This window comes from Chryseobacterium sp. FR054, from assembly GCF_056844565.1.
The window spans coordinates 39,416-62,507 of sequence record NZ_JBXDSA010000001.1 but is presented as its reverse complement, the minus strand read 5'-3'; the positions used below and the strand labels follow the sequence as shown (position 1 = coordinate 62,507).

The window sequence follows — 23,092 nt, the reverse complement described above, 5'->3', positions numbered from 1 at the left end:
TGAACACAGTTAAAAAAAATGAGTAAAGAATTCTTATATACAGAAATTGCAGAGAGAATCGCTGCACAGATCAGAAACGGAATACTGAAAACCGGTGACAAACTGCCATCCGTAAGAATGCTATGCCGGGAACATCAGGTAAGCATGAACACAGCCAAACGTGTCTTTCTGGAACTGGAATCACAGTCGTTGGTAGAATCAAAACCGCAGTCAGGATATTTTGTAAGCCGGCTGATGTCTGTAAAACTGCCTCTCCCCGAAGTGAGCCGCCCGTCTTTAATTGCCAATAACGACGAACCTGATGAACTCATCAGCAGGGTTTACGAGAATATGGGCAAGAAAGGGATTACCTTTTTCTCCATAGGAATTCCTTCAGGAGACCTTTTACCACAGGCCAAACTCAAAAAAGAGATCATTAATGCCACCCGGGAACTGAAAGACGGGGGAACAGAATATGAAGAGCTTCAGGGTAATTTAAAGCTGCGGAGGATGATTGCCATCCGTTCTCTTCAGTGGGGCGGAAATTTTAATGAAACTGACCTGGTGACCACCAACGGCGGCATGAACGCCTTATCATTTTGCCTGATGGCTCTGGGAAAACCCGGCGATACGATTGCCATTGAAAGCCCTTGTTATCCGGGTATTCTTCAGCTGGCCAACGGTCTCGGTTTAAAAGTTCTTGAGCTTCCCACCCACCCTACAACCGGAATCGAAATTGAAGCGTTGAAAAAAGTGATTCCACAAATCAATCTGTGCCTGCTGATTCCTAATTTTAATTCTCCGCTGGGTAGCTGCATGCCGGATGAAAACAAAAAAGAGATCGTTAAACTACTGTCAGAAAACGGAATTCCACTGATTGAAGATGATGTATACGGCGACCTGTACTTCGGGACCAGTCGCCCGAAATGCTGTAAATCTTTTGATAAAGACGGAAATGTCCTGTACTGCAGCTCGATTTCAAAAACACTGGCTCCCGGATACCGTGTAGGATGGATCGCTCCCGGAAGATATAAAGACAAAATTTTAAAGCTTAAACTTCTGCATTCCACCTCATCTATTTCTATTGTGAATGAAGCTGTGGCTAATTTCCTTAAATCCGGGCGGTACGAAAAACATCTTCAGCAGATGCGCAAGGCACTTCAGAACAATTATCAGAACTATGTTCAGACGATTGCCGAATCTTTTCCGGAAGGTACAAAAACAAGCCGCCCGCAGGGAGGACTCTCTCTATGGGTAGAATTCGATAAAAAAATCCGGACTACCGGACTGTATGATCTGGCGATCAAACAGAACATAAGTATTGCGCCCGGAAGAATGTTTACTCTTCAGGATCAGTTTCAGAACTGTATGCGTCTCTGTATAGGGCTTCCCTGGTCGGAAGAGATCCGGTTACAATTACGTCAGGTAGGCAGTCTTGCCAAAAGAATCTGATTATTTATCTGGAACGAAATTCTTTCTAGCCAGTTCTTTTCTCACACGGCTCAGACTTTCAGGAGTAATGCCGAGATACGAAGCAATCATCCATTGTGGAACCCTCAAAAGAAGATCCGGATACATTTTGATGAATTTCATATACCTCTCTTCCGCAGTCTCGCCCAGCAGGGAATTGATCCTGTTCTGAAGGCTTCTGATATGTTTCTGAAGCAGAAAATCACTCCGTTCAATACTGTTCGGAAACTGCTCTACCAGTTTATTGAAGAAGTCAGGATGCAGAAACAGAACTTCCGAATCCTCAACAGCTTCTATATAATAAATGGATTTTTCATTGAAATAAAGACTGCTTCTGTCGGAGATCAGCCAGCTTTCGGGGGCAAACTGTATAATGTGTTCTTTTCCGTTCTTATCAATGGAATACATTTTCAAAAGTCCTTTTTCAACGAAGAATATATGACGGCAAATCTCACCGTACTGTAAAAGAAACTGGTTTTTGGGAATCTTCTTTACTTCATAGTGCAGGCTGCACGTGTTTACCTTCTCAACGGGAACATTGAGTACCTTGGCTAAATAATTATTGATATTCTTCATTATGCAATCTGGCTTATAGAGATATCTTCATGCGAAGCTGTACTGATTACTTTTCCGTCTTCTATTACGATCAGCTGAGGACTTTCATGCCTGATCCCGAAATCCTCAGAAATCTTATTGGAGACAGGTCTGTACATCAGCAAATCTAAGTAATATAAATCCAGCTCATGATCTAAATTATCTATATCTCTTTCAAAATTTTTCAATACTGTTTTGCTTATAAAACAACGTGTTGAATGTTTGAAAATAGCAATTTTATGATGGTAGGAATTTTCTACTGCTTTGGCCAGATCTTCTTCAGACTCTATTTTCTTCCAGAAGGATTTACGCTCAGGATTGTTTTCTTTTCCTCCGAATATTTTATCAAAAAAACTCATACATTAAATTGTTTTAAGTGGTGATTCAGATGCTTGTATTCTAAAAATCCCCAGTCTTTTTCAGTCATTTTACCGAATAAACGATGACGGTCCGGAAGGTCTTTATTTACAGAGGCTTCGTGGAAATTCGTCAGTGTATTCAGCAGATTGGTTTTGGATTCACCAAAATCACATTCAAAATTAATGATTAGTTTTTGAAAAGTCGGCATATTTCGGGGAATTCCATTATTAAAAACCCGCATTTCCAGTTTTGTCAGGATTCCTATGGTCTGAAAAAGCGGATTAATGGCAGGAAGCTCAATTTTTCTCAAAGGAACCTGAAGAACAAGGTCACAGTGTTTCAGCATCTGGCACACATCCATCTTCCCCCATTTTGCCGGGGAATTTTCTGTAAGACGGGAAATCCTTTCTATGATTTCCTCAAAATGAGCAGGATTATGAAGATTCTTCTTTACCAACCTTTTTCCTTCTTCAGATTTTCAATATGAGCATAATGGTGATTACAGTGCCATACATAAAAGGCAAGATAATACCTGAGATTATAGTCTCTGTTCTGCTCAGGATGATGAAAGGTTCTCTCAAACTGTTTATTGGTAAGGGTATTCAGTAAAACAGTCCATCGCTGATGTGTTCCCCGGATCATTCTCATGGCAGGTTTTACCGGCATGTGTACACTGTCCTGAAGCTCTGCCCATCTGGCTTCATCATAGGGTTTGATGACAGGATTATCTTCCGTGAGAGCAAGTTTAAAACGGATAAAACTGTTGATGTGGCTGTCGGCAATATGATTAATCAGCTGCCTTACCGTCCACCCTCCTTCTCTGTAAGGAGTATCCAGCTGTCCGTCTGTAAAGTTTTCAATTAGATCTTTCAGCTTTCCGGGGAAGTTTTTAATGACTCTGATGTGCTCATCCAGCTTTATATCACAGATATTCTCCGGATGCTGAAACGGGCCGATGGGAAATTTCTTTTGCTCTAAACTGCTCATTCTATTTACGTTAAAAATTTATATTGCCGATTTGTCCGATAATTCAGTTTTGGACGGTTTTTTGAGTAAATTTATCAAAAATTCGAGAAATCTAAATATGAAAAAAGCGTTAATAATTGTAGATGTACAGAATGATTTCTGTGAAGGGGGTTCTCTTGCAGTTCCGGGAGCTAATGAGATCATTCCTTATATTAATCTTTTAATGGAGGAAAATGAATATGATCAGATTGTTCTTACCCAGGACTGGCATCCTGCCGATCACAAAAGTTTCGCCAGTAACAACGGCAGAAAGGTAGGGGAAAGTATTATTCTGAACTCCATTCCTCAGTTTATGTGGCCGGATCACTGCGTTCAGGGAACTTTTGGGGCAGAATTCCATAAAGATCTGAACAGGGATAAAGTAACCCACATCGTTCAGAAAGGAAAAAACATTGAAATAGACAGTTACAGCGGCTTCCAGGATAATAACCATTTCATGAAAACCGGTCTTGACGATTTCCTGAAGTACCACGATATTCAGCTGGTGGAAATTGTTGGATTAGCATTGGATTACTGTGTAAAATATACCTGTCTTGATGCTGTGGCGGCCGGATACGTTACCTGCCTTCATTTCAACGGAACCAGAGCGGTGAATGTAAAGCCTGATAACGGTAAAGATGCCATTTATGAGCTGCTTCAGAAGGGAGTTACCGTGTTGGGGTAAATGATGGGTAATGAAAAATGAGCAATAAGTAATAGGCAATGAATAATGTTCAGAGCTGCTATTAAAAATAAGAAAGACCGTAGAAAAATCTGCGGTCTTTTTTATTGGGTATACCTTATATAGCTCTTAAAGCATTTTAAGGTTGTTTACTTCCTGTTCTGTAAGGATTCTCCAGTGTCCTCTCTTGATATTCTTCTTCGTCATTCCGGCAAACATCACTCTGTCTAAAGCTTCTACTTCGTATCCTAATCTTTGGAAAATTCTTCTGATTACTCTGTTCCATCCGATGTGGATTTCGATTCCGATTTCATTTTTCGGTTTTCCTTCAATGAATGAAATCTGATCTACTACCGCAACACCTTCATCAAGACGGATTCCTTCCGCAATCAGCTTCATGTCTTCGTGGGTCAGTTTTTTATCCAGCGTAACATGATAGATCTTTTTGGCATCAAAAGACGGATGCGTCAGTTTCTTAGTCATATGTCCGTCATTGGTTAAAAGGATCACTCCCGTTGTGGAACGGTCAAGTCTTCCCACCGGAAACAGACGGTACGGCGATGCATTGGCAACAAGATCCATTACGGTTTTTCTTGCCTTATCATCTTTTGTTGTAGAAATATAACCTTTAGGTTTGTTCAGAAGTACATATACCGGTTTTTCAGGGGTAATGCCCTGCCCGTCGAAAACCACTTTATCGGTTTTCTGAACCTGGTATCCCATTTCCGTTACCACTACTCCGTTTACTTCTACAAGCCCCTGCGTAATCAGTTCATCAGCCTCTCTTCTGCTGCAGATCCCTGAATTGGCAATATACTTATTAAGACGGATGGTATCTTTATGTACATCTTTTTCAATTTTGTTTAACCTTCTTTTCTGTACGAAAGATTTAGCTCTGTCATCATTTCTCTCCTCTCCGTTAGATGGTCTTCTGCCATATTTCAGGCTGCCTCTTTCATACTTGTCTCTTGTATCAAAATTCTTTCCGCCTCTTTTGGGAGCCGGTTTACCGAAAGATTTTTTCTCACGGCCTTCGCTGGCATTGGTGATATAAGGCTTACGTTCAGATTTCGAACCGTGATCTTCGTCTCTGCCGTCAAAACCGCCTTCAGTTTTGAAAGGGTTTCTGTTGAACTTGGAATTGGTGCCTTTATGTTCAAAATTTCTTTCACCAGCCTTAGGAAAAGGTTTTTTAAAAGATTTTGATCCTGAAGAATTTCCAGATCTGGAAGCACGAGAATCATCAGAACTTTTTCTTGTTGAAATTCTTGGTCTCTTTGGTCGGTCTGAATTATTGTTATCTCTGCTCATTCTAAAAATTTCTGCAAAGATAGTAATTTAGTTACAAGTTAAAAATTAAGAATCATAACTTTGCAATATAGTTTTAATTTAATTTTTTAGAAAAGAGGCTCATGATAACAATATTAGACCATAATTTTTCCCAGCTCAACAATTTCCTTCGTGAAAAAACGTTCAGCAAAATTTTTATTCTTGTAGATGAAAATACTCATGAATACTGTCTTCCTGTATTGTTGGGAAATATGGAAACTGATCTTGGATTTGAAATCCTGGAAATTGAAGCAGGTGAGGAAATGAAAAACATTCAGACCGCCAACCATCTTTGGGAGATCCTTACAGAAATGCATGCAGACCGGAAAGCATTGGTCATCAATCTTGGCGGCGGAGTCATTACGGATATGGGCGGATTTGTTGCCTCTACCTATAAAAGAGGAATTCAGTTTATTAATATTCCTACTACTCTTTTATCCATGTGTGATGCTTCCATTGGCGGAAAAACCGGGATAGACCTGATGCATTATAAAAATATGGTAGGAACATTTGCGTTTCCGGAACAGATTTTTATTTACCCTGAATTTTTACAGACCCTTCCCTTTAAAGAATTGAGAAGCGGATTTGCCGAAATGCTGAAACATGGATTAATTGCAGATAAAATACATTGGGAACAGCTGACTCACATCCATAAACTGGATATGGAAGCCGTGATTCCTCACATTCAGACCTCTATGGATATCAAACAGGATGTGGTGGAAAAAGATTTTCATGAGAAAAACATCAGAAAAACCCTGAATTTCGGCCACACGATCGGTCATGCCGTTGAAAGCCTGTGCCTGAACCAGGGAAACCCTGTCCTTCATGGAGAAGCCGTGGCAATGGGAATGATCTCTGAAGCTCATCTGGCCTGCCTCGAAGGTCTTATTTCTGAAGAAGATTCACAGATTATCATTGAAAATATCCAGCGGTATTATCCTTATATGGACATCAGTGATTTTACTGATGAGGATATTACGGCACTTTTGCTTAATGACAAGAAGAATACGGACAGTAAGATCAATTTCTCCCTGCTTACGGGCATCGGATCCTGTACTTATGACCACCAGTGTAGTCAGAAAAACATTCTAAAATCTTTACATTTTTATAGAAACCTGAATAACGCTTAACTGTTTTTGAGAAAAAATGTTCTTTTTTATTCATTTTATCCAAAATAATAATTTAGATTTTTTCTAAACAACTGTTTAATTAAAATCATAACAATTTTAAAATCAGACATATAAAATAAAAACCGTTTATAATGTAAACGGTTTTTTTACTGACTTTAATCATAAAAAACATTTTTGGCAAGCAATTTGAAAGATACTCTGCGTCAAACGGAGTAGTAAACGGTTGACAGTAGTAAAATTTAAAATTAGAAATAGTAAAATACTAAAAAATTAAAGTTATGAAAAAGTTAATTTTAGGATTAGCAGTAACTGCAGGATCATTAGCATTCGCTCAGACCACTTCATCTTCTAATCCTGTTACATTTGGTGTAAAAGGAGGAATGAACGTTTCTTCACTTTCAAAAAATGAAGGTTTAGATGACCAAAAATCTAAAATCGGGTTCAATGCAGGTGTATTTGCCAATATTCCATTAGCTGCTGACTTCAGCATTCAGCCGGAAGTTATCTATAACGATCTAGGTGCAAAAAGTACAAGAAAAACCAATTTTGCAGGAAACGAATACAGAGCAGACTATTCTACTAATTTAGGATATATCGCAGTTCCTGTAATGTTCCAGTACAACGTAATTCCTAATCTTTATTTAGAAGCAGGTCCTGAATTCGGATTTTTAGTAAGTGCTAAAGATAAACTTAAGACCTCAACGAATGGAAATACCAATAACTCAACAACATCTACTTTAAATAAGGATGATTTCCAAACGTTTAACTTTGGGATCGGTATCGGTGCCGGGTATTATTTCACACAAAACTTAGGAATTACAGCAAGATATACAGCCGGTGTAACGGATATTTTCAAAAACAACAATGGTGATGCTGTAAGAAACAATGTATTCCAGGTAGGTTTAGCTTATAAATTCAAATAACAGGCTTAAACATTCATTCAAACAAATTTTTATATTCAATAGAAAAGCCGGGCTATTTTTTAGTCCGGCTTTTTTACGGCATATTTTAATTCCCCCGGATTCAGCGGATTTGTAGAGCAATAAATGTTTTTTTTCTGATTTTCTCACAATCGTTCCCTTTTGGCAAGGAGTTTGCCTGTAAAAGATCAGCTGTATAAACTCCATGAATTACGGCTTTATTTTCACCTTTAACAAATTTTGATTTCAATAGAAAAGGTCAGGTTTATGTATTTAAATCTGACCTTTTCATTTCCATATGACTTTTATCAGTTTTCTTATTTTGGTAAAGCATTTGCTGCAAAATGGTGAACAAGTATTAAATTAAAATCATGAAAAAACTATTTTTAGGACTCGCTCTTGTGGGAAGTCTTTTCACTTACGCTCAGGAAAAAGAAAAAACAAAATCAACTTCACCGGTTACTTTCGGGGTTAAAGCCGGACTAAATGCTACTACTCTAACGAAAGCAGACAATTACGATAATGATCAGAAGCTGAAAGCCGGTTTCCATGCAGGCGTATTCGTGAATATTCCTGTTGCTGAAAAATTCAGTATTCAGCCTGAACTTCTTTTCAGCCAGCTTGGTTCAAAAACTGAAGACAGCTATACCTATTATTCAGACAATTACAGATTCAGGCAGGAATATGATTATAAATTAAATCTGAATTATATCACATTGCCTGTTATGGTACAGTACAACATCCTTCCTCAACTTTATGTAGAAGCAGGTCCTGAATTTGGATTACTGTTGGGAGGAAGATCCAAAGGAGACAGAACATTAACAGAAACAACAGGAAATATAACCACCACAAAGACTGAAAAGTTCTCTGATAAAATCCCTACTAAAATTTATAATAAGTTCAATTTCGGAATCGGGATCGGAGCAGGATATTATTTCACCGAAAACTTTGGGGTTACTGCCAGATTTACCGCAGGAGTTACCGATATTTTCAAAAATAATTCAGGAGATGCCATCAGAAACAATGCATTCCAGGTGGGGGTAGCTTATAAATTCAAATAAGATCATATATATTTTTCAAAAAAAAAGCCGGGTTTTCTCTGAGAAGCCCGGCTTTTTGTTATATAAGATACCGAGAATCACTGTTCATTACGGAAACCCATAAGGCTACCGGCTTTAAGTGTTATAGATTTGGAAATAAAATAAAACTATGGACGCAGGAAAAAGAACGATCAACGATATTTTTAACGGTAACAGGATTCTGGAAGTCCCTTTTTTTCAAAGAGCATATGTCTGGGGAGAAGAACAATGGGAAAGACTTCTGGAAGATATGGAAAATATAAGTTTTGCCAATAAACCCTATTTTTTAGGTTCTGTCATTCTAAAACAGCAGCCGACAGCAACAGGCAGCAGGGTTGGAGATAAAAGAACACTTATTGACGGACAGCAGCGGCTGACCACGCTATCCATATTTTTTAAAGTATTGTCGTTAAATACCGGTGATGATTATGAATACAACAGAATGTTTAAGCTGAGAGACTTAATTGCCATTCAGCATAATCACAATGATATTGATGCTTACGAACAGGTTATGGACCTTAATGAATTAAAAGACCTCAACAGCACGGATAATATCACAAAAGCATATCTCTACTTTAAACAGCATATGAATCCAGACAAACTGGACATTAATAATATCCTGTCAAAAATTTTGTTTGTAGGCATCGATCTTGACGAGAATGAAGATGAACAGCAGATTTTTGACACCATCAACTCTCTCGGCGTTAAGCTAACTACCGCAGAACTCCTGAAGAATTATTTCTTCAACAGAGATGAAATTTCAGCTTATCATACCTACTGGAAAAATATTTTTGAAAAGGATGATGAATCTAAAAATTACTGGGATAAAGAAATTACCACCGGAAGATCAAAAAGAACATTCATTGACCTGTTTTTCTTTTCCTACCTTCAGATCAAAATTCAGGATAAAACACTGAATGTAAAGACAGAAGACAAAATAGAGTTTTCAAAAGTAGAACATTTATTTGAATCTTATAAAAGCTTCATCAAAAATTATCTGGATAATGATAAGAAAACGATACTTGCTGAAATAAAGGATTACGCAATGATCTTTCAGGAGAATTTTGATTTTGATATTATTGAAAATGAGCTTACCGCCCATTCAGGAATAGAAAGAATCAACGCCGTGATTTTCGGATTGGATACCTCCACCCTGATTCCTTATGTACTTTACATTCTTAAAAATGTTGTAAACGATAATGACCGGAATGAACTTTTTGATTTTCTTGAATCTTTTATTATGCGGCGGATGGTTGTTCATGCCACCACCAAAAATTATAATCAGCTTTTTACAGACAGACTTATTAATCATGAAATTTTATCAAAAAAAACAGTTTCTGGAATTTCTGGAAGGCCAGGCAGATAAAGTTAACTTTCTGCCTTCAGACAAAGAACTTAAAAACGGATTTGAAAATTCCTATCTGATCAATAAACAGTCCGCAGGAATTTTATATTTTATTGAGTCCAAGATACGTAACAGAAGCTTACAGTCTACACAGATTCTGGGAATCAGTAAATACAGTCTTGAACATCTTATGCCAAAAAAATGGGAAAATCATTGGGGTAAATTATCCAGTCAGGAAGATAAAATGAAACGTAACAGAAAACTACTTACCTTAGGTAACCTTACTATCATTACGCAAAATCTGAACTCAGCAATCCGGGATGCCAACTGGACAGTTAAAAGAAAAGGCAAAGGAGATAAAAAAGGGCTAAACACTTATTCAGCAGGACTTGAAACAATAAGTCAATTTCTGATTCTTGATCAGTGGAATGAACAGACCATTGAAGAGAGAGCAGAGTTTCTGTATAGCAAAGCAAAGAAAATATGGACGATCTGATTAACAACAGCTTGTTCTATTTATAAATATTCCTTTTATTAAGTTTTTACCGGAACTTCCAGAAGAAGTCCGGTGTTTTTTTTATGTGTAGAAATCCTTCATTAAAATAAATCAACTGAACGGTGTAAAAAACAGAAAAATCTTCAAAAAAATCAGATTACTACCATCAATATTTTATAAATACCAAAGAAAAACTCACAAAAAGAAAGAGTAAAAACCGCCTCCAAAGGCCTACAAATAGGGATTTCCAGAGTTTGGCAAGCATTTTGTAAAATATTTCAAGTCTGATTGAAAAATCAGGCAAGAAGTAAAGTAGTAAATAAAAAAATAAAATTATGAAGAAGTTATTTCTAGGGCTGGCAGCCACTGCCGGCACGCTGACTTTTGCGCAGGAAACAAAAACTGTAACCCCGGAACCTATTAAAAAGGAAATACCCCCTGTCAGATTCGGGATCAAAGCCGGAGGAAACTCAGCTCAGTTCAGTCAGCAGAGTTTTGGTCTGAACAGCCAGAAACTAGGTTTTCATGCAGGAGCATTCGTTAACATTCCCATTTCAAAACAGTTCAGTTTACAGCCGGAGGTTCTATACAACCAGATGGGGGCAAGAGACGTAGCTTACTCCACAGAGGAAACAGTAGGGGCAACTACCGTAAAGACCAAAGGACAGGATAAAATCACCATGAATTATATCTCTGTTCCGCTAATGGTTCAGATGAGACCTACTGAAAAGTTCTATGTAGAAGCAGGACCTGAATTCAGTTATTTTATCAACGGAAAAAACAAGGGAGAGGCCACCATATCTACCACAACAGGAGGAGCAACCACTACCCAGACCCAATCTCATTCTGAAGATCTTAACAAGGATAACATCAACAAATTCAACTTTGGTTTAGGACTGGGATTAGGATATGACATTACTTCCAATATCGGAATCAATGCAAGATATGTAAACAGCCTTACCAAGATTGATAAAAATCTGCCGGCAGCTGAAAATAACAACAGAGTTTTCCAGCTGGGGCTAAACTACAAATTCTAATATAAGACAACCAATTTTTTAACTCCAATAGTAAAGGCCTGATTTAACGTGTTAAATCAGGCCTTTCATTGGAGTTAAAGTAAATTAATTATCCTCAGTCGGGATAAGAATTTTTGATTTATAGAACCTGGAAGCCCGGAGATGAAAGAGGGAGGTTCTGAAGATCGTCAATAATAGGCTGCCATCTTTCAGCTCATTTGATTTTACAGAAGTTTTCAGTATCTAACCCGGCCCCTTTCTTCCATCTTTCATCCTTTAATCTTAATTTCCTTAACCCGAATTCAGGTTAATTGAATAATTCTACCTCCTCTCCTTTTCCTACCGGATATTCTTCTGTAAAACATCCGAAACAGTGGTTGGAAGAGCCTAAAATTTCTTTAAGATTATCTGTACTTAAAAACTCCAGAGAATCTACCCCAAGATAGTCTCTGAGTTCTTCCGTAGACATATTGGCTGAGATCAGATCGTCTTTGGACGGTGTATCAATTCCAAGATAACAGGGTGCGATAATAGGAGGAGAAACACTTCTGAAGTGGATTTCTTTTACCCCGGCATCTTTCAGGATTTTCACCAGTCTTTTGGAAGTGGTTCCTCTTACAATAGAATCGTCAATGATTACCACTCTTTTATCTTTGATCTCGGAAATAATCGGGTTCAGCTTAAGGTTCACTACCCTTTCTCTCATTTCCTGTGTAGGTACAATGAAACTTCTTCCGATATATCTGTTCTTGATCAGTACGGGACGGAAAGGTATTCCTGAAGCTTTGGAGAAACCTATGGCAGCCGGAACTCCTGAATCAGGAACTCCAATAACAAGGTCTGCCTCTACCGGAGCCTGCTCCCAGATTTTTTCACCGGATTTTTCTCTGATCTCGTACACGTTGATGTTCTCCAGTGAAGAGTCAGGTCTTGCAAAGTAAATATACTCAAAAGAGCAGATTCTCTGTTTCCCCTTCTTTTCATCTACCATATAAGAGTGCAGTTTTCCGGGTTCATTCTCATTGGTATAGATAATTTCTCCCGGAAGGATATCCCTTACATACTGGGCACCTACGGCATCCAGGGCTACCGATTCGGAAGCCACCACATAAGATTTCTCATCAATGGCCCCCAGAACCAAAGGTCTGATTCCGTTGAAATCCCTGAACGCAAAGAATTTATTTCTCGTCATTCCCACTACCGAATACGCACCTTCAATTTTTTCCATCGTCGCTTTAATGGCTCCACGAAGTCCCAGATCAAGGTTTTTCTGGATCAGTCTCAGGATAACTTCAGAATCCGAAGTAGCTCTGAAAACCACTCCTTCAGCCTCCAGTTCAGCTTTCAGCTCTTTCGCATTGGTAAGGTTCCCGTTATGGGCAATAGACAGGATAATCTGGTCGTATTCATTTTTCGCAAAGAACGGCTGGAAATTATATTTCTTCTTATCTCCCGCGGTAGTATATCTCGTATGCCCGATCGCTGAATTCCCCATAAAGGTCTCCGGCTCCTGGATTTCTTTATAAACATCCAAAACCAGTCCTTCATCCTTCATATTGGTGATCTTTCCGTTTTTCAGGACGGAAATACCACAGGCCTCCTGCCCTCTGTGCTGAAGGGCAAAAAGACCGAACTGAGACAGAGAGAACGTATCCAGATCATTATCAGAATACAGTCCGAAAATCCCGCACTCCTCATTGGGAGCATCCAGTCTTTCCTCTTCCTGCGTTCTGAAAAGATTGCGTCCGTAGGTCTGGTCTTTAAACTGTTTTAAATATTCACTTTTATGAATGTCTAAACTTTTCATTTCTATTTTTTCTAATTTAGAAGTTAACTGTTAGATACTTAAAACCGGCACAGGTTAACTTCAATGATCATTTTTAAACTACTTTCCAAGTAAGTTTTTCAGTCTGTTGTAGATCTCCACATATGCTTCCGTAACTTCTCCAAGATCTCTTCTGAATCTGTCTTTATCAAGCTTCTTCATTGTATCTTTATCCCAGAGTCTGCACGTATCCGGAGAAATTTCGTCCGCAAGAATGATCTCACCGTCTGAAGTTTTTCCTAATTCAATTTTGAAATCCACAAGGATGATATTCATTTTATCAAAAAGATCAATCAGGATCTCGTTGATGTCAGAAGTCAGCTCGTACATTTCATCAAGCTCTTCGTAAGTAGCTGCTCCCAGGAAAACAGCATGGTGATCGTTGATAAGCGGATCTCCCAATTCGTCTTTTTTATAACAGATATCGAAGATGGTTACCGGAGATTTAATTCCCTCTTCCACTCCCAATCTCTGAGCCATGCTTCCCGCAGAATAGTTTCTTACCACCATTTCCAGAGGAATGATCGATACTTTTCTTACCAGCTGCTCTCTTTCGTTTAACTGTTTAATGAAATGAGTTTTAATCCCTTTTTCATTTAAGTATTCAAAGATCAGGGTAGTAATGGCGTTATTCATTTCCCCTTTCAGGTCTACCTGCCCTCTCTTCTGAGCATTAAATGCAGTAGCATCGTCTTTGAAACGCACTACCACCTCATCAGGATTATCGGTTGCAAATACCTGTTTTGCTTTACCTTCGTACAACATTTCTTTCTTTTCCATTTCTAAAATTCTTATTAGTTAGATTTATTTAAATTATTTTATTAAAATACCTTTTAAAGCAGCCATTCCGGACCTCAGTGAAAAACCAATCGTATGCTTACGGCTCCATCCGGAACAAGAGCATACAGAGATAAGCCGGAACTTTTTAAGTTGGCGGCGCTCCCTATCAGCAACCCATGAATTTGGCTGAAGAATAAAATCTCCGGATAAATGTGCCAATATGAGTTGAGTAAAGATCATGTTTACAGTTCCGAGATTTTCTTTCTGAAATATTGATTGGTTTCTACGATCAGTTCGTAGTTGGCGCGTTTCAGTCTCTGGCTTACCGAGGACTGTGATATAGCAAATTTTTTGGCGAGATCTTCCTGGGTAATATCCTGATTCATGATCATTTCATGAATAATCTCTGCTGTGGCTACCGTCCAGTTGTCGAAATCTTTGGTAGACCATTTCAGAAGGATGTTAAGATCCCTGTCTACGGCTTCGCTGGAGGTTTTTATGGCAACTGTATGTCCGTCGCTTTTCAGATCCTTCAGAAGTCTGCCGGAATGCACATAAGCGGTACCGTTGGATTCGGTGATCTTTTCAGAAGAAAAATTTTCCTCCCCGATGCCTATGGCCAGTCTTATATCCAGATTTTCCTGGCTTTTTATGAGTGATTTAATGGCTAGAAAATGCCAGAAAGCGTCATCAATGCTGCATTTGAACTGAAATTCGTCTCCCCGGTAGATTTCCCACACAAGTGGTGAACTTCCCCAGGTTTCCAGAAGATTTTTGAGTCTGGTCAACCAGGCTTCCGTGTCCGCGTGCTGTGAATTTATAATATCTCCGGTAATAACCGCTATCATGATGCAAATATAAGCATAATTACTTATAAATAAAAAATATAAGCAGAAACACTTATAGATATTAATTATTAGTGAATCTGCTTATATCGATGATGTCGTAAAAATAAGGCTTAAAGAAGATGAACACGGCTATTTTCAAGGAGCTGTTTCCTGCTATCCGCTCATACTCCTCGCGCCAGGCTTTCCCTTTTCATGCTGCGGGGTAACCGCTGCTATCAGGGCTATGGAATGCCGTACTCCAACCTTATACTGCTATTTTTTTATAAACTGGTAGGTCTTGTCATCCAGCTTCAGGAAGTAAGAACCGGCAGGAAGATTCTGCACAGAGATATTTTTCCTGTTTCTGAAAGGCTGCTTCTCTGTATAAATCACCTTCCCGGAAAAATCAATAATCTGAGCGGTTTTTACTTTTTCCGTTTCCCCGGCAACAAATAAGTTTTCAGAAGCAGGATTCGGATAGATTTTAAATGCTCCGGTATCAGCAGTCAGGTCCGTAACCGATAAGGTTCCGCCAAGATTCTGGCAGTAATCGGCAGGATAGCTGTCCCATTCATTGATATTAAATGTCGTTACGGGATTGTTCACCAAATTCTTCCTGTAAAGCGAAACATCTCTGAGTACGGAAATGTTAGACTGATTCCGAACTCCCAGGACATCTATTGTCGTTGATTTATACCGCAGTTCCAGGTACCTCTCACCGTCATAGGCCATTTGAGGGGCTGCAGTAACGAATCTGGCCCGGTCAATAGTCAGACAGGAGAAATTCGCTCTGGGATTAATAACAACAAAGCTCTCATTATTCTGTATAATTCCCTCCATTTCAAACGGTGCAGGAAAATAATAGTTATTATTTCCATAGGCCTGAACAGACAGTCTGTAATCATTCAGATTTACAGGATGCCCGGTGCGGTTCACTATTTCTATTGCCTTATTGTTAGAAGTTCCTTCCAGATATTTAGAAATAAATAAGTCCTTTGCATAAACATCCGAAGCCAGTGTATTTACAGTAACCGTATTACTGTCAGGAGAATTCAGATAGCCGTTATCATAGGCTTTCACCGTATAGGTATAGGTTGCAGACGGGTTAAGATGGTCAATACTGATTGAAGCAGACTTGGTAGAAGTTAAAAATACACCGTTCTGATAAATATTATAGCCGATAACGTCAGAACTTGTGCTGGGTGTCCAGCTTAAATTTGCAAAATAAGCACTGGTCTGTAAAACACTAAGATTAGAAGGAGCCAAAGGAGCTACGGCATCCGGAGTCTGTCCCCAGATTGCATTTACCCATTGCGGATTATCAATAAAGGGATTTCTGTTTTTCTGAATTGCATATACCGCGTTATTCCGGTCTATTTCTTTTTGGGAAACCCCATCCTGATTGTGCCACTGGATAAGCATCGCAATGTATTCCGGATCAAAGGCCCTTTCGGCAGTTCCATCCAGGGCAGATCTGTCTATGGCAGGGTTAATATTGGTATAATAATTAAACGAAGGCAGTTTATCTTCGTATCTCGCCACAAAATACAGCAGCATTCTTGCAATATCACCTTTAAATTCATTAATAGGCTCATAAACCCTGTTGGTGTAAGCATAGTTCGGAATAGCACTGTTGGCTATTTTTGAAGTATTCGTGAATGTATAATGCACCGTGGAATTACCTACTCCGTATGGGTAATTATTTCGCAGCGAATTAATTCTTGCATCCGCAGGAATGATAAAATGCAGATCTGAATACATAGGATAATCACTGTTAAAGGTACTCTGCGGAACAACATGTTCCCTGTTGTAACCCTGGCCTTCAGCCCCGGTACCACTTGCTATATTAGTCGAAATATATTCATAAGCATCAGGCCCCGCAGGAATCTCTGAATACATATCCAATAGAATCGTTGTATTTTCCGGCCCGTGATCATAATACCTGTCCAGATCAGTCTGATTGTAAAATGCCGGCAGATCATCATAATGCCAGTTGATATTCTTCGCCGCAATAATATCATGCAGCTTCGACTTCAGGGCATAGCCTGTAAGCCCGGCTGTTCCGTCATAGTATCCTGCAGGTGCCTGGGCACTCAGAAACGACGAGATCAGAATAACAGGAAATAGAACTTTTTTCATACCTTAAAAATTGGGTGGCTAAAGTAGTAAATTAAAACACTTAAAGTTCCGAAAATTTTATTAAAAAATTATTAATTATTGAAATATAAAAAATTGAAAACGACTATTTTGCAAATAAACTCCTATGGATAAAATAATTTTTTTTAGCTTTCATTCAATTTATTTATCTTTGGGAACTAACTATTATCTATATGAATACAGAGACTATTGACAACATCAAAATGATAGCTGAAACAGCAAGAGAATTTGCTGAGAAAAATATCAGACCGAATATTATGGAGTGGGACGAGAGCCAGACATTTCCAAAAGATCTTTTTCACCAGCTTGGAGAAATGGGTTTTATGGGGATCGTAGTTCCTGAGCAATACGGAGGTTCCGGTCTGGGTTATCATGAATATGTTGCTATTCTGGATGAAATCTCTCAGGTAGACCCTTCTATCGGTCTTTCTGTTGCAGCACACAATTCACTTTGTACCAACCATATTTATGAATTCGGGAATGAAGAACAGAGAAACAAATGGCTTCCTCAGCTGGCTTCCGGAAAAGTAATCGGTGCCTGGGGACTTACAGAACACAATACAGGTTCAGATTCAGGAGGTATGTCTACCACTGCCGTAAAAGATGGTGATGAATGGATCATCAACGGGGCTAAAAACTTTATTACCCACGCTATTTCAGGGGATATTGCCGTAGTTATGACCAGAACAGGAGAAAAAGGAGCCAAAAATAACTCTACCGCTTTCGTATTGGAAAAAGGAATGCCCGGATTTACTTCAGGAAAAAAAGAAAACAAACTGGGAATGCGTGCTTCCGAAACCGCAGAACTGATTTTCGATAATGTACGTGTACCGGACTCTCACCGTCTGGGAGAAGTAGGTGAAGGTTTCAAGCAGGCCATGAAAATTCTTGACGGAGGAAGAATCTCTATCGCAGCTTTAAGTTTGGGTACAGCAAGAGGAGCTTATAAAGCCGCTCTAAAATATGCCAAAGAAAGACACCAGTTTGGAAAATCAATTTCTGAGTTCCAGGCGATCAACTTCATGCTTGCTGATATGGCAACAGAAATCGATGCTGCAGAGCTTCTTATCCAAAGAGCATCAACCCTTAAAAATGCAAAACAGAAAATGACTAAAGAAGGGGCAATGGCTAAACTGTACGCTTCTGAGGCCTGTGTAAGAATTTCCAATAATGCCGTTCAGATCTTCGGAGGTTACGGATATACAAAAGATTTCCCGGCAGAGAAATTTTACAGAGATTCCAAACTTTGCACCATTGGTGAAGGTACCTCAGAAATCCAGAGATTGGTAATCGGAAGAGATATTACCAAATAATTAGAAATATTTCATCAATAAATGAATAGCATACGTGTTTTGCGTATGCTATTTTCTTTTTCCGGGATAATAATTTTTCAATTACATTCAATGTATTGCATAATATTTTAAACATATTATCTAAAATTTTCTTAAAAAAATTTGTTTTTCGTAATATAAAATTTATTAGCTTTGATATTCCACAATCAAAACAAATAATTAATATGAAAAAACAATTATCCATGATTGGGATGCTTTTTATGGCAGGCATCTCATTCGCGCAGACAGACCGTCTATGGACTGAAGGTTCTAAAAAAGTTTCTTCAGACGTTTTTGAAAACAAAACCAACATCAGCAATCCTAAGGTTTACAGCCTGGACATCAACGGACTTAAAAACATACTGGCCAAAGCACCTAAACGGCTTGCACCGGGAGAAAAATCAGAAATTATTATTTCCTTCCCCAATTCTGAAGGCAGAATGGAAAACTTTAAAGTAAGGGAACAGTCCAATTTCGATCCACAGCTTGCTGCAAAGTACCCGGACATCAAATCTTATGTCGGAGAGGGTTTAAATGATTCCAACTCTACCGTTTACTTCAGTGTTTCTCCGCTAGGTCTGTCTTCCATGGAAATTTACGGCGACAGGTCCGCTGTTTTTATTGAACCTTACACCAAAGACCTTTCCACGTATGTTGTCTACAAAAAGTCTGATAAAAAAGACGACCTCAGCAAATTTGAATGCACAGTCATTGATGTAGCCCAGAAAGGAGTTTCCAATGCCGGTCTTGCAGCAAGACCCAATGCGGATGATGCCAAACTGAGAACATTCAGGCTTGCCCTATCCTGCACCGGAGAATACGCCACGTATTTTGGCGGCACCAAAGCCAATGCGCTCGCTGCCATGAACACTACCATGACCCGTGTGAACGGAGTTTTTGAAAAAGATTTCGCGGCAAGAATGGTTCTTATCGCCAACAATGACGCGGTTATTTACACCAACGCTTCCACAGACCCTTATTCCGCAGCCTCAGGAATGAGCAATTGGAATTCCCAGCTTCAGAGCACCCTTACTTCAGTAATCGGTGAAGCCAATTACGATATAGGACACCTTTTCGGAGCTTCCGGAGGCGGAGGAAATGCAGGCTGCATTGGCTGTATCTGTACCAACGGATCAAAAGGAAGCGGCTATACCTCCCCGGCAGACGCAATTCCTTCCGGTGATAATTTTGATATTGATTATGTAGCCCATGAAATGGGACACCAGTTTGGAGGAAACCATACGTTCTCTATGAGCAACGAAGGAACCGGAGCCAATATGGAACCGGGATCCGGGTCTACAATCATGGGATATGCAGGGATCACGGCACAGGATATCCAGCCACATTCAGATGCATTCTTCCATGCAATCAGCATCCAGCAGATTACCAATAATATCAAAGCTAAAACATGCCCGGTAAGCACTTCAACAGGAAACTCCATTCCTACTGCGAACGCCGGCCTTGATTATACGATTCCGAAAGGAACGCCTTTTATGCTTACAGGAACAGGAACAGATGCCAACGGAGATTCACTGACGTACATCTGGGAACAGATGGATAATGCTTCTTCTTCACAAACAGGAGCCAGCTCTGCTGCCAGCGCTACCAAAACAACCGGCCCTACTTTCAGATCCTGGACTCCCACCACTTCGCCTGTAAGATATTTTCCGAGAATGGCATCCATTCTTACCGGAGCAACCACCACCGCGGGATCCGAAATCACAGTAGAAGCTTTATCCAACGTAGCCAGAACACTTAATTTCAGATTTACTGTCCGGGACAACAGAGCCGGAGGTGCCGGAAACAATTCAGATGATGCCGTTATCACGGTAAACGGAACAGCGGGACCATTCAGCATTACTTCACAGAATTCAGCAACTACTTACGCAGGGGGAAGTTCCCAAACGGTTACCTGGAACGAGGCCGGAACGACAGCCAATGGGGTAAATGCAGCCAATGTAGACATTCTCTGGTCCACAGATAACGGAAATACATGGACTACCCTACTTGCCGGAACACCCAACGACGGTTCTCAGGCGGTAACGATCCCTAATTCTTCCACTACCACCGGAAGACTGATGGTAAAAGGCTCAAACCATATTTTCTTTGATGTCAATAATGCTAATATTACTGTAAACGCAGGCTCAGGCGGAACAGATACCACTGCTCCTACCGCTCCTGCCCTTGCCGCTTCAGGAACGACTGCTACAAGCACCAATCTTTCATGGAGCGGAGCTACCGACAATGTAGCGGTTACGGGATATGATGTATATATGAACGGTTCTATGATCGGAAATACAGCATCCACCACTTATACCGTAACAGGTTTAAGCCCTGCCACGACTTACAGCTTCAGTATAAAAGCCAAAGATGCCGCAGGAAACACCTCTCCTTTCAGCAATACGGTAAGTGTGACAACTCTTTCCGGAGGCACGGTAACCTACTGTTCTGCTTCTGCAAGCAATACCGCAGACGAAAGAATCGGAAATGTGAAATTCGGAACCATCAATAATACATCAACGGGAACAGCAGGTTATGAAAACTTCACATCTGTTGCTACCAACGTAACCAGAGGAAGTTCTTATACTCTTTCCATAACTCCGGTATGGACCTCAACCAAATACAGCGAAGCTTATGCAGTATATATAGATTATAACGGCGATGGCGACTTCACCGACAGCGGAGAGCTGGCATGGTCCAAAGCAGGTTCCACAACAACTCCGGTTACAGGAAGCATCACCATTCCTGCTACCGCAGCCATAGGCTCCACGAGAATGAGAGTCATGATGAAATACAGCTCTATACCAACCTCATCCTGTGAGGCTTACACCTACGGACAGGTAGAAGATTATACGCTTAATATTGTTTCTTCAGGAAGAGGAGATTTATCTGATACAAAAGATATGATTACTGATATTAAACTGTATCCAAACCCGGCAAAAGACATGATGCATATTTCAAACACTTCATCCGGAGATTACAAAATCTTTGATATGGGCGGAAAACTCATTCTTTCCGGAAAACTGGAAAGAGGAAGTGTGAATGTAAGCAGTCTTACCAAAGGAGCGTACATGATCCAGATTGGAGAAATCTCTAAAAGGTTTATCAAAAACTAACAACCATTTTTTATTATACGATGTGAAGGCTGCTCAAATTACCGGGCAGTCTTTTTTATTATAGAAATTGAAAAATAATAATTAAAAATTGTTTTATTAACGAAATTTATTCACAAATAAACATTTATTGAAATAAAATTTAACATAATTTGTTTTTTTGATTTAAATTTACCGCTCAAACACCTGTTCATTGTACTGTTCTACCCAAAGTATTTAAGGGAATCCTGAAACTGTTTTACATCGTATTACCGTTCTCCTGAAAATTAACTTCCGGAACCGTACCTCTGTAAGCGGCTGAAAATATTTATACGGCCGTAAAGTCTGTCAGCACCAGGTTCACCCCTTAAATGCTTAATTAAATCATTACATAATTTAAATTATTTATATGAAACATTTATTTAAGTACATTTTATTCTTCTCAATGGCCTTTTTTTCAATGGCCTGCAGCACAGACAGAGAAGACGAAAACACAGGAAACGTTACGCATGTATTCTACAAAAATGCGGATGAACTTGCAGCCACCTATGATGCTTCCGGAGCAGTAGGTTCTACAGCCAGGAACTACATCTACGACCTTTACAGACTGGGCAGATGGCCTGAGCTTGAAGCTTTTTTCAACAGCAATAATCTGAATGGAGGATGGCCACCGGCCAACGGCGGCTATAACATTGTGGATGACGTTCCTATTCTGGCAGGACAAAAATTCGACCGGTACAGCGGGGCCGTAGGAAATTTTGACGGAACCGGCATCCCGACCCTGGGAGGAAGTTTTACAAGCCCCATTATTAACGGATACACTTATACATTCACCCAAAGAGCTCTCAATCAGGCAGAAAACAAATATGATTTTTATTATGAAATAGATGTTCTGAATTCACTACCTTTCCAGTCTCAGACGGCAGATATTATTCCGTGGTTCAGCCAGGCTGGCAATGGTAAGCAGACGATGTGGAAAATCCCGGTGGATCCTGCAACGGGTTATCAGAAAACATGGAACAAGCTTGCAGCGGAAGGCTATGTAAAAATCACGATCAAGAAAAGTCCGAGCGGAAAATACAATAACTTGGCAGGCACAGTTATTCAGCAATAAAAAAATATTTAAATGTATTCCATATCAACAAAAATAAGCATCAGCAAAAAAGCACTCATTGAAAAGAACGTTTTCACCAATGATGAAATCGGTTCATCTGCCGCTGCAAAATTCATCTGCTGTGACTGCAGTCATGAAAATACAGTTGAAATCACACCCTATCAATCCGGATTTCCTGTTTTTCAGGTGTATCATGAAGATAAAGTACTTTCTAAAAACGAACTGTTACAAAATGGGATGGCTGCTGAAACCTCAAAAGGGATGCTTCATTTCGGGGAATTGACGGTCAATAATTTGCCCACTTTATATTTCGGAACCAGCTGTAAAACCTGTCCTGCAAAGTATATCGGCATATTTAGTTATGGGGAAAAGCAGCCGGGGCTGACTGTGTTGCAGATTTCAGGGATCTGGAAATATGAAGAGCTAAAATAATTGATATTGAATACTGTTGACGGATAATCAAAATAAGATCCACAATTTCAGGTTGTGGATTTTGTATTACACAGATTGACAGATTTTTTGTTGGAGAAGAAATTTAAGACTTAAAAACAGCCGAAAGCT

22 protein-coding genes are annotated in these 23,092 nt (G+C 39.5%); 12 read left to right on the top strand and 10 right to left on the bottom strand.

The annotated features are described in order from the left end of the window. Positions 1 to 18: 18 nt before the first annotated feature. Positions 19 to 1,431: an aminotransferase-like domain-containing protein gene (locus tag AC106S_RS00310; protein ID WP_482437133.1), complete on the top strand. Its 1,413-nt coding sequence runs from the start codon at positions 19 to 21 to the stop codon at positions 1,429 to 1,431. Here AC106S_RS00310 and AC106S_RS00305 read toward each other — a convergent pair whose 3' ends face one another. Genes AC106S_RS00305 through AC106S_RS00290 form a run of 4 tightly spaced genes read right to left on the bottom strand, consistent with a single transcriptional unit; the run spans position 1,432 to position 3,390 of the window. Then, a complete protein-coding gene (locus AC106S_RS00305; RefSeq protein ID WP_482437132.1) occupies positions 1,432 to 2,025 on the bottom strand; it encodes a Crp/Fnr family transcriptional regulator in 594 nt (197 codons plus the stop codon). Continuing rightward, positions 2,025 to 2,402: a bacillithiol system redox-active protein YtxJ gene (gene ytxJ, locus AC106S_RS00300; RefSeq protein ID WP_482437131.1), complete on the bottom strand. Its 378-nt coding sequence runs from the start codon at positions 2,400 to 2,402 to the stop codon at positions 2,025 to 2,027. Before ytxJ ends, AC106S_RS00305 begins: the two co-directional genes overlap by 1 nt. Further along, complete coding sequence (locus AC106S_RS00295; RefSeq protein WP_482437130.1) at positions 2,399 to 2,860, bottom strand: DUF1569 domain-containing protein; 462 nt, start codon at positions 2,858 to 2,860, stop codon at positions 2,399 to 2,401. The genes ytxJ and AC106S_RS00295 overlap by 4 nt, the downstream gene beginning before the upstream one ends. Continuing rightward, positions 2,854 to 3,390 carry a YfiT family bacillithiol transferase gene (locus AC106S_RS00290; RefSeq protein WP_482437129.1) on the bottom strand — a complete coding sequence of 179 codons (537 nt, stop codon included), beginning with the start codon at positions 3,388 to 3,390 and terminating at the stop codon, positions 2,854 to 2,856. Before AC106S_RS00290 ends, AC106S_RS00295 begins: the two co-directional genes overlap by 7 nt. 97 nt (positions 3,391 to 3,487) lie before the next feature. Here AC106S_RS00290 and pncA point away from each other — a divergent pair, with 97 nt between their 5' ends. After that, entirely contained in the window at positions 3,488 to 4,093 is a 606-nt protein-coding gene (gene pncA, locus AC106S_RS00285; protein ID WP_482437128.1) for a bifunctional nicotinamidase/pyrazinamidase, read from the top strand. Positions 4,094 to 4,219: 126 nt separating this feature from the next. Here the strand turns inward: pncA and AC106S_RS00280 are convergent, their stop codons facing one another. Next, the gene (locus tag AC106S_RS00280; RefSeq protein ID WP_482437127.1) at positions 4,220 to 5,401 is read right to left on the bottom strand and encodes a pseudouridine synthase; all 1,182 of its coding nucleotides are present in this window, start codon (positions 5,399 to 5,401) and stop codon (positions 4,220 to 4,222) included. Between the two features lie 101 nt (positions 5,402 to 5,502). Here AC106S_RS00280 and aroB point away from each other — a divergent pair, with 101 nt between their 5' ends. The 6 genes from aroB to AC106S_RS00250 all read left to right on the top strand — a co-directional run bounded on the left by aroB (position 5,503) and on the right by AC106S_RS00250 (position 11,426). Next, positions 5,503 to 6,549, top strand: coding sequence for a 3-dehydroquinate synthase (gene aroB / locus AC106S_RS00275; RefSeq protein ID WP_482437126.1), 1,047 nt, complete (start codon positions 5,503 to 5,505; stop codon positions 6,547 to 6,549). 278 nt (positions 6,550 to 6,827) lie between these two features. Beyond that, a complete protein-coding gene (locus tag AC106S_RS00270; RefSeq protein ID WP_482437125.1) occupies positions 6,828 to 7,472 on the top strand; it encodes a porin family protein in 645 nt (214 codons plus the stop codon). A gap of 368 nt (positions 7,473 to 7,840) precedes the next feature. Further along, on the top strand, positions 7,841 to 8,530 hold the full coding sequence (locus tag AC106S_RS00265; protein WP_482437124.1) for a porin family protein: 690 nt from the start codon (positions 7,841 to 7,843) through the stop codon (positions 8,528 to 8,530). A gap of 148 nt (positions 8,531 to 8,678) precedes the next feature. Next, positions 8,679 to 9,914, top strand: coding sequence for a DUF262 domain-containing protein (locus tag AC106S_RS00260; protein WP_482437123.1), 1,236 nt, complete (start codon positions 8,679 to 8,681; stop codon positions 9,912 to 9,914). Next, positions 9,859 to 10,389, top strand: a complete 531-nt coding sequence (locus AC106S_RS00255) for an HNH endonuclease family protein (protein ID WP_482437122.1) — start codon at positions 9,859 to 9,861, stop codon at positions 10,387 to 10,389. Before AC106S_RS00260 ends, AC106S_RS00255 begins: the two co-directional genes overlap by 56 nt. Positions 10,390 to 10,724: 335 nt before the next feature. Beyond that, positions 10,725 to 11,426, top strand: coding sequence for a porin family protein (locus tag AC106S_RS00250; RefSeq protein ID WP_482437121.1), 702 nt, complete (start codon positions 10,725 to 10,727; stop codon positions 11,424 to 11,426). Positions 11,427 to 11,712: 286 nt separating this feature from the next. On the opposite strand, the gene purF is transcribed toward AC106S_RS00250, so the two are convergent. From purF to AC106S_RS00225, 5 genes are all read right to left on the bottom strand, one after another. After that, positions 11,713 to 13,212: an amidophosphoribosyltransferase gene (purF, locus tag AC106S_RS00245; protein ID WP_482437120.1), complete on the bottom strand. Its 1,500-nt coding sequence runs from the start codon at positions 13,210 to 13,212 to the stop codon at positions 11,713 to 11,715. A gap of 78 nt (positions 13,213 to 13,290) precedes the next feature. Further along, on the bottom strand, positions 13,291 to 14,010 hold the full coding sequence (gene purC / locus AC106S_RS00240; RefSeq protein WP_309427592.1) for a phosphoribosylaminoimidazolesuccinocarboxamide synthase: 720 nt from the start codon (positions 14,008 to 14,010) through the stop codon (positions 13,291 to 13,293). A gap of 33 nt (positions 14,011 to 14,043) precedes the next feature. Next, the gene (locus tag AC106S_RS00235) at positions 14,044 to 14,250 is read right to left on the bottom strand and encodes a DUF3307 domain-containing protein (protein ID WP_482437119.1); all 207 of its coding nucleotides are present in this window, start codon (positions 14,248 to 14,250) and stop codon (positions 14,044 to 14,046) included. A gap of 2 nt (positions 14,251 to 14,252) precedes the next feature. Beyond that, a complete protein-coding gene (locus AC106S_RS00230; RefSeq protein WP_482437118.1) occupies positions 14,253 to 14,858 on the bottom strand; it encodes a SatD family protein in 606 nt (201 codons plus the stop codon). Between the two features lie 252 nt (positions 14,859 to 15,110). Next, positions 15,111 to 16,976 carry an endonuclease gene (locus AC106S_RS00225; RefSeq protein WP_482437117.1) on the bottom strand — a complete coding sequence of 622 codons (1,866 nt, stop codon included), beginning with the start codon at positions 16,974 to 16,976 and terminating at the stop codon, positions 15,111 to 15,113. A 191-nt stretch (positions 16,977 to 17,167) separates the two neighbouring features. Between AC106S_RS00225 and AC106S_RS00220 the strand changes: the two genes are divergently transcribed. The 4 genes from AC106S_RS00220 to AC106S_RS00205 all read left to right on the top strand — a co-directional run bounded on the left by AC106S_RS00220 (position 17,168) and on the right by AC106S_RS00205 (position 22,963). Beyond that, entirely contained in the window at positions 17,168 to 18,307 is a 1,140-nt protein-coding gene (locus AC106S_RS00220) for an acyl-CoA dehydrogenase family protein (protein WP_062699683.1), read from the top strand. A 203-nt stretch (positions 18,308 to 18,510) separates the two neighbouring features. Next, positions 18,511 to 21,441 carry a reprolysin-like metallopeptidase gene (locus tag AC106S_RS00215; protein ID WP_482437116.1) on the top strand — a complete coding sequence of 977 codons (2,931 nt, stop codon included), beginning with the start codon at positions 18,511 to 18,513 and terminating at the stop codon, positions 21,439 to 21,441. A gap of 385 nt (positions 21,442 to 21,826) precedes the next feature. After that, entirely contained in the window at positions 21,827 to 22,531 is a 705-nt protein-coding gene (locus tag AC106S_RS00210) for a hypothetical protein (RefSeq protein ID WP_482437115.1), read from the top strand. Between the two features lie 12 nt (positions 22,532 to 22,543). Further along, complete coding sequence (locus AC106S_RS00205; RefSeq protein ID WP_482437114.1) at positions 22,544 to 22,963, top strand: hypothetical protein; 420 nt, start codon at positions 22,544 to 22,546, stop codon at positions 22,961 to 22,963. Positions 22,964 to 23,092 lie beyond the last annotated feature (129 nt).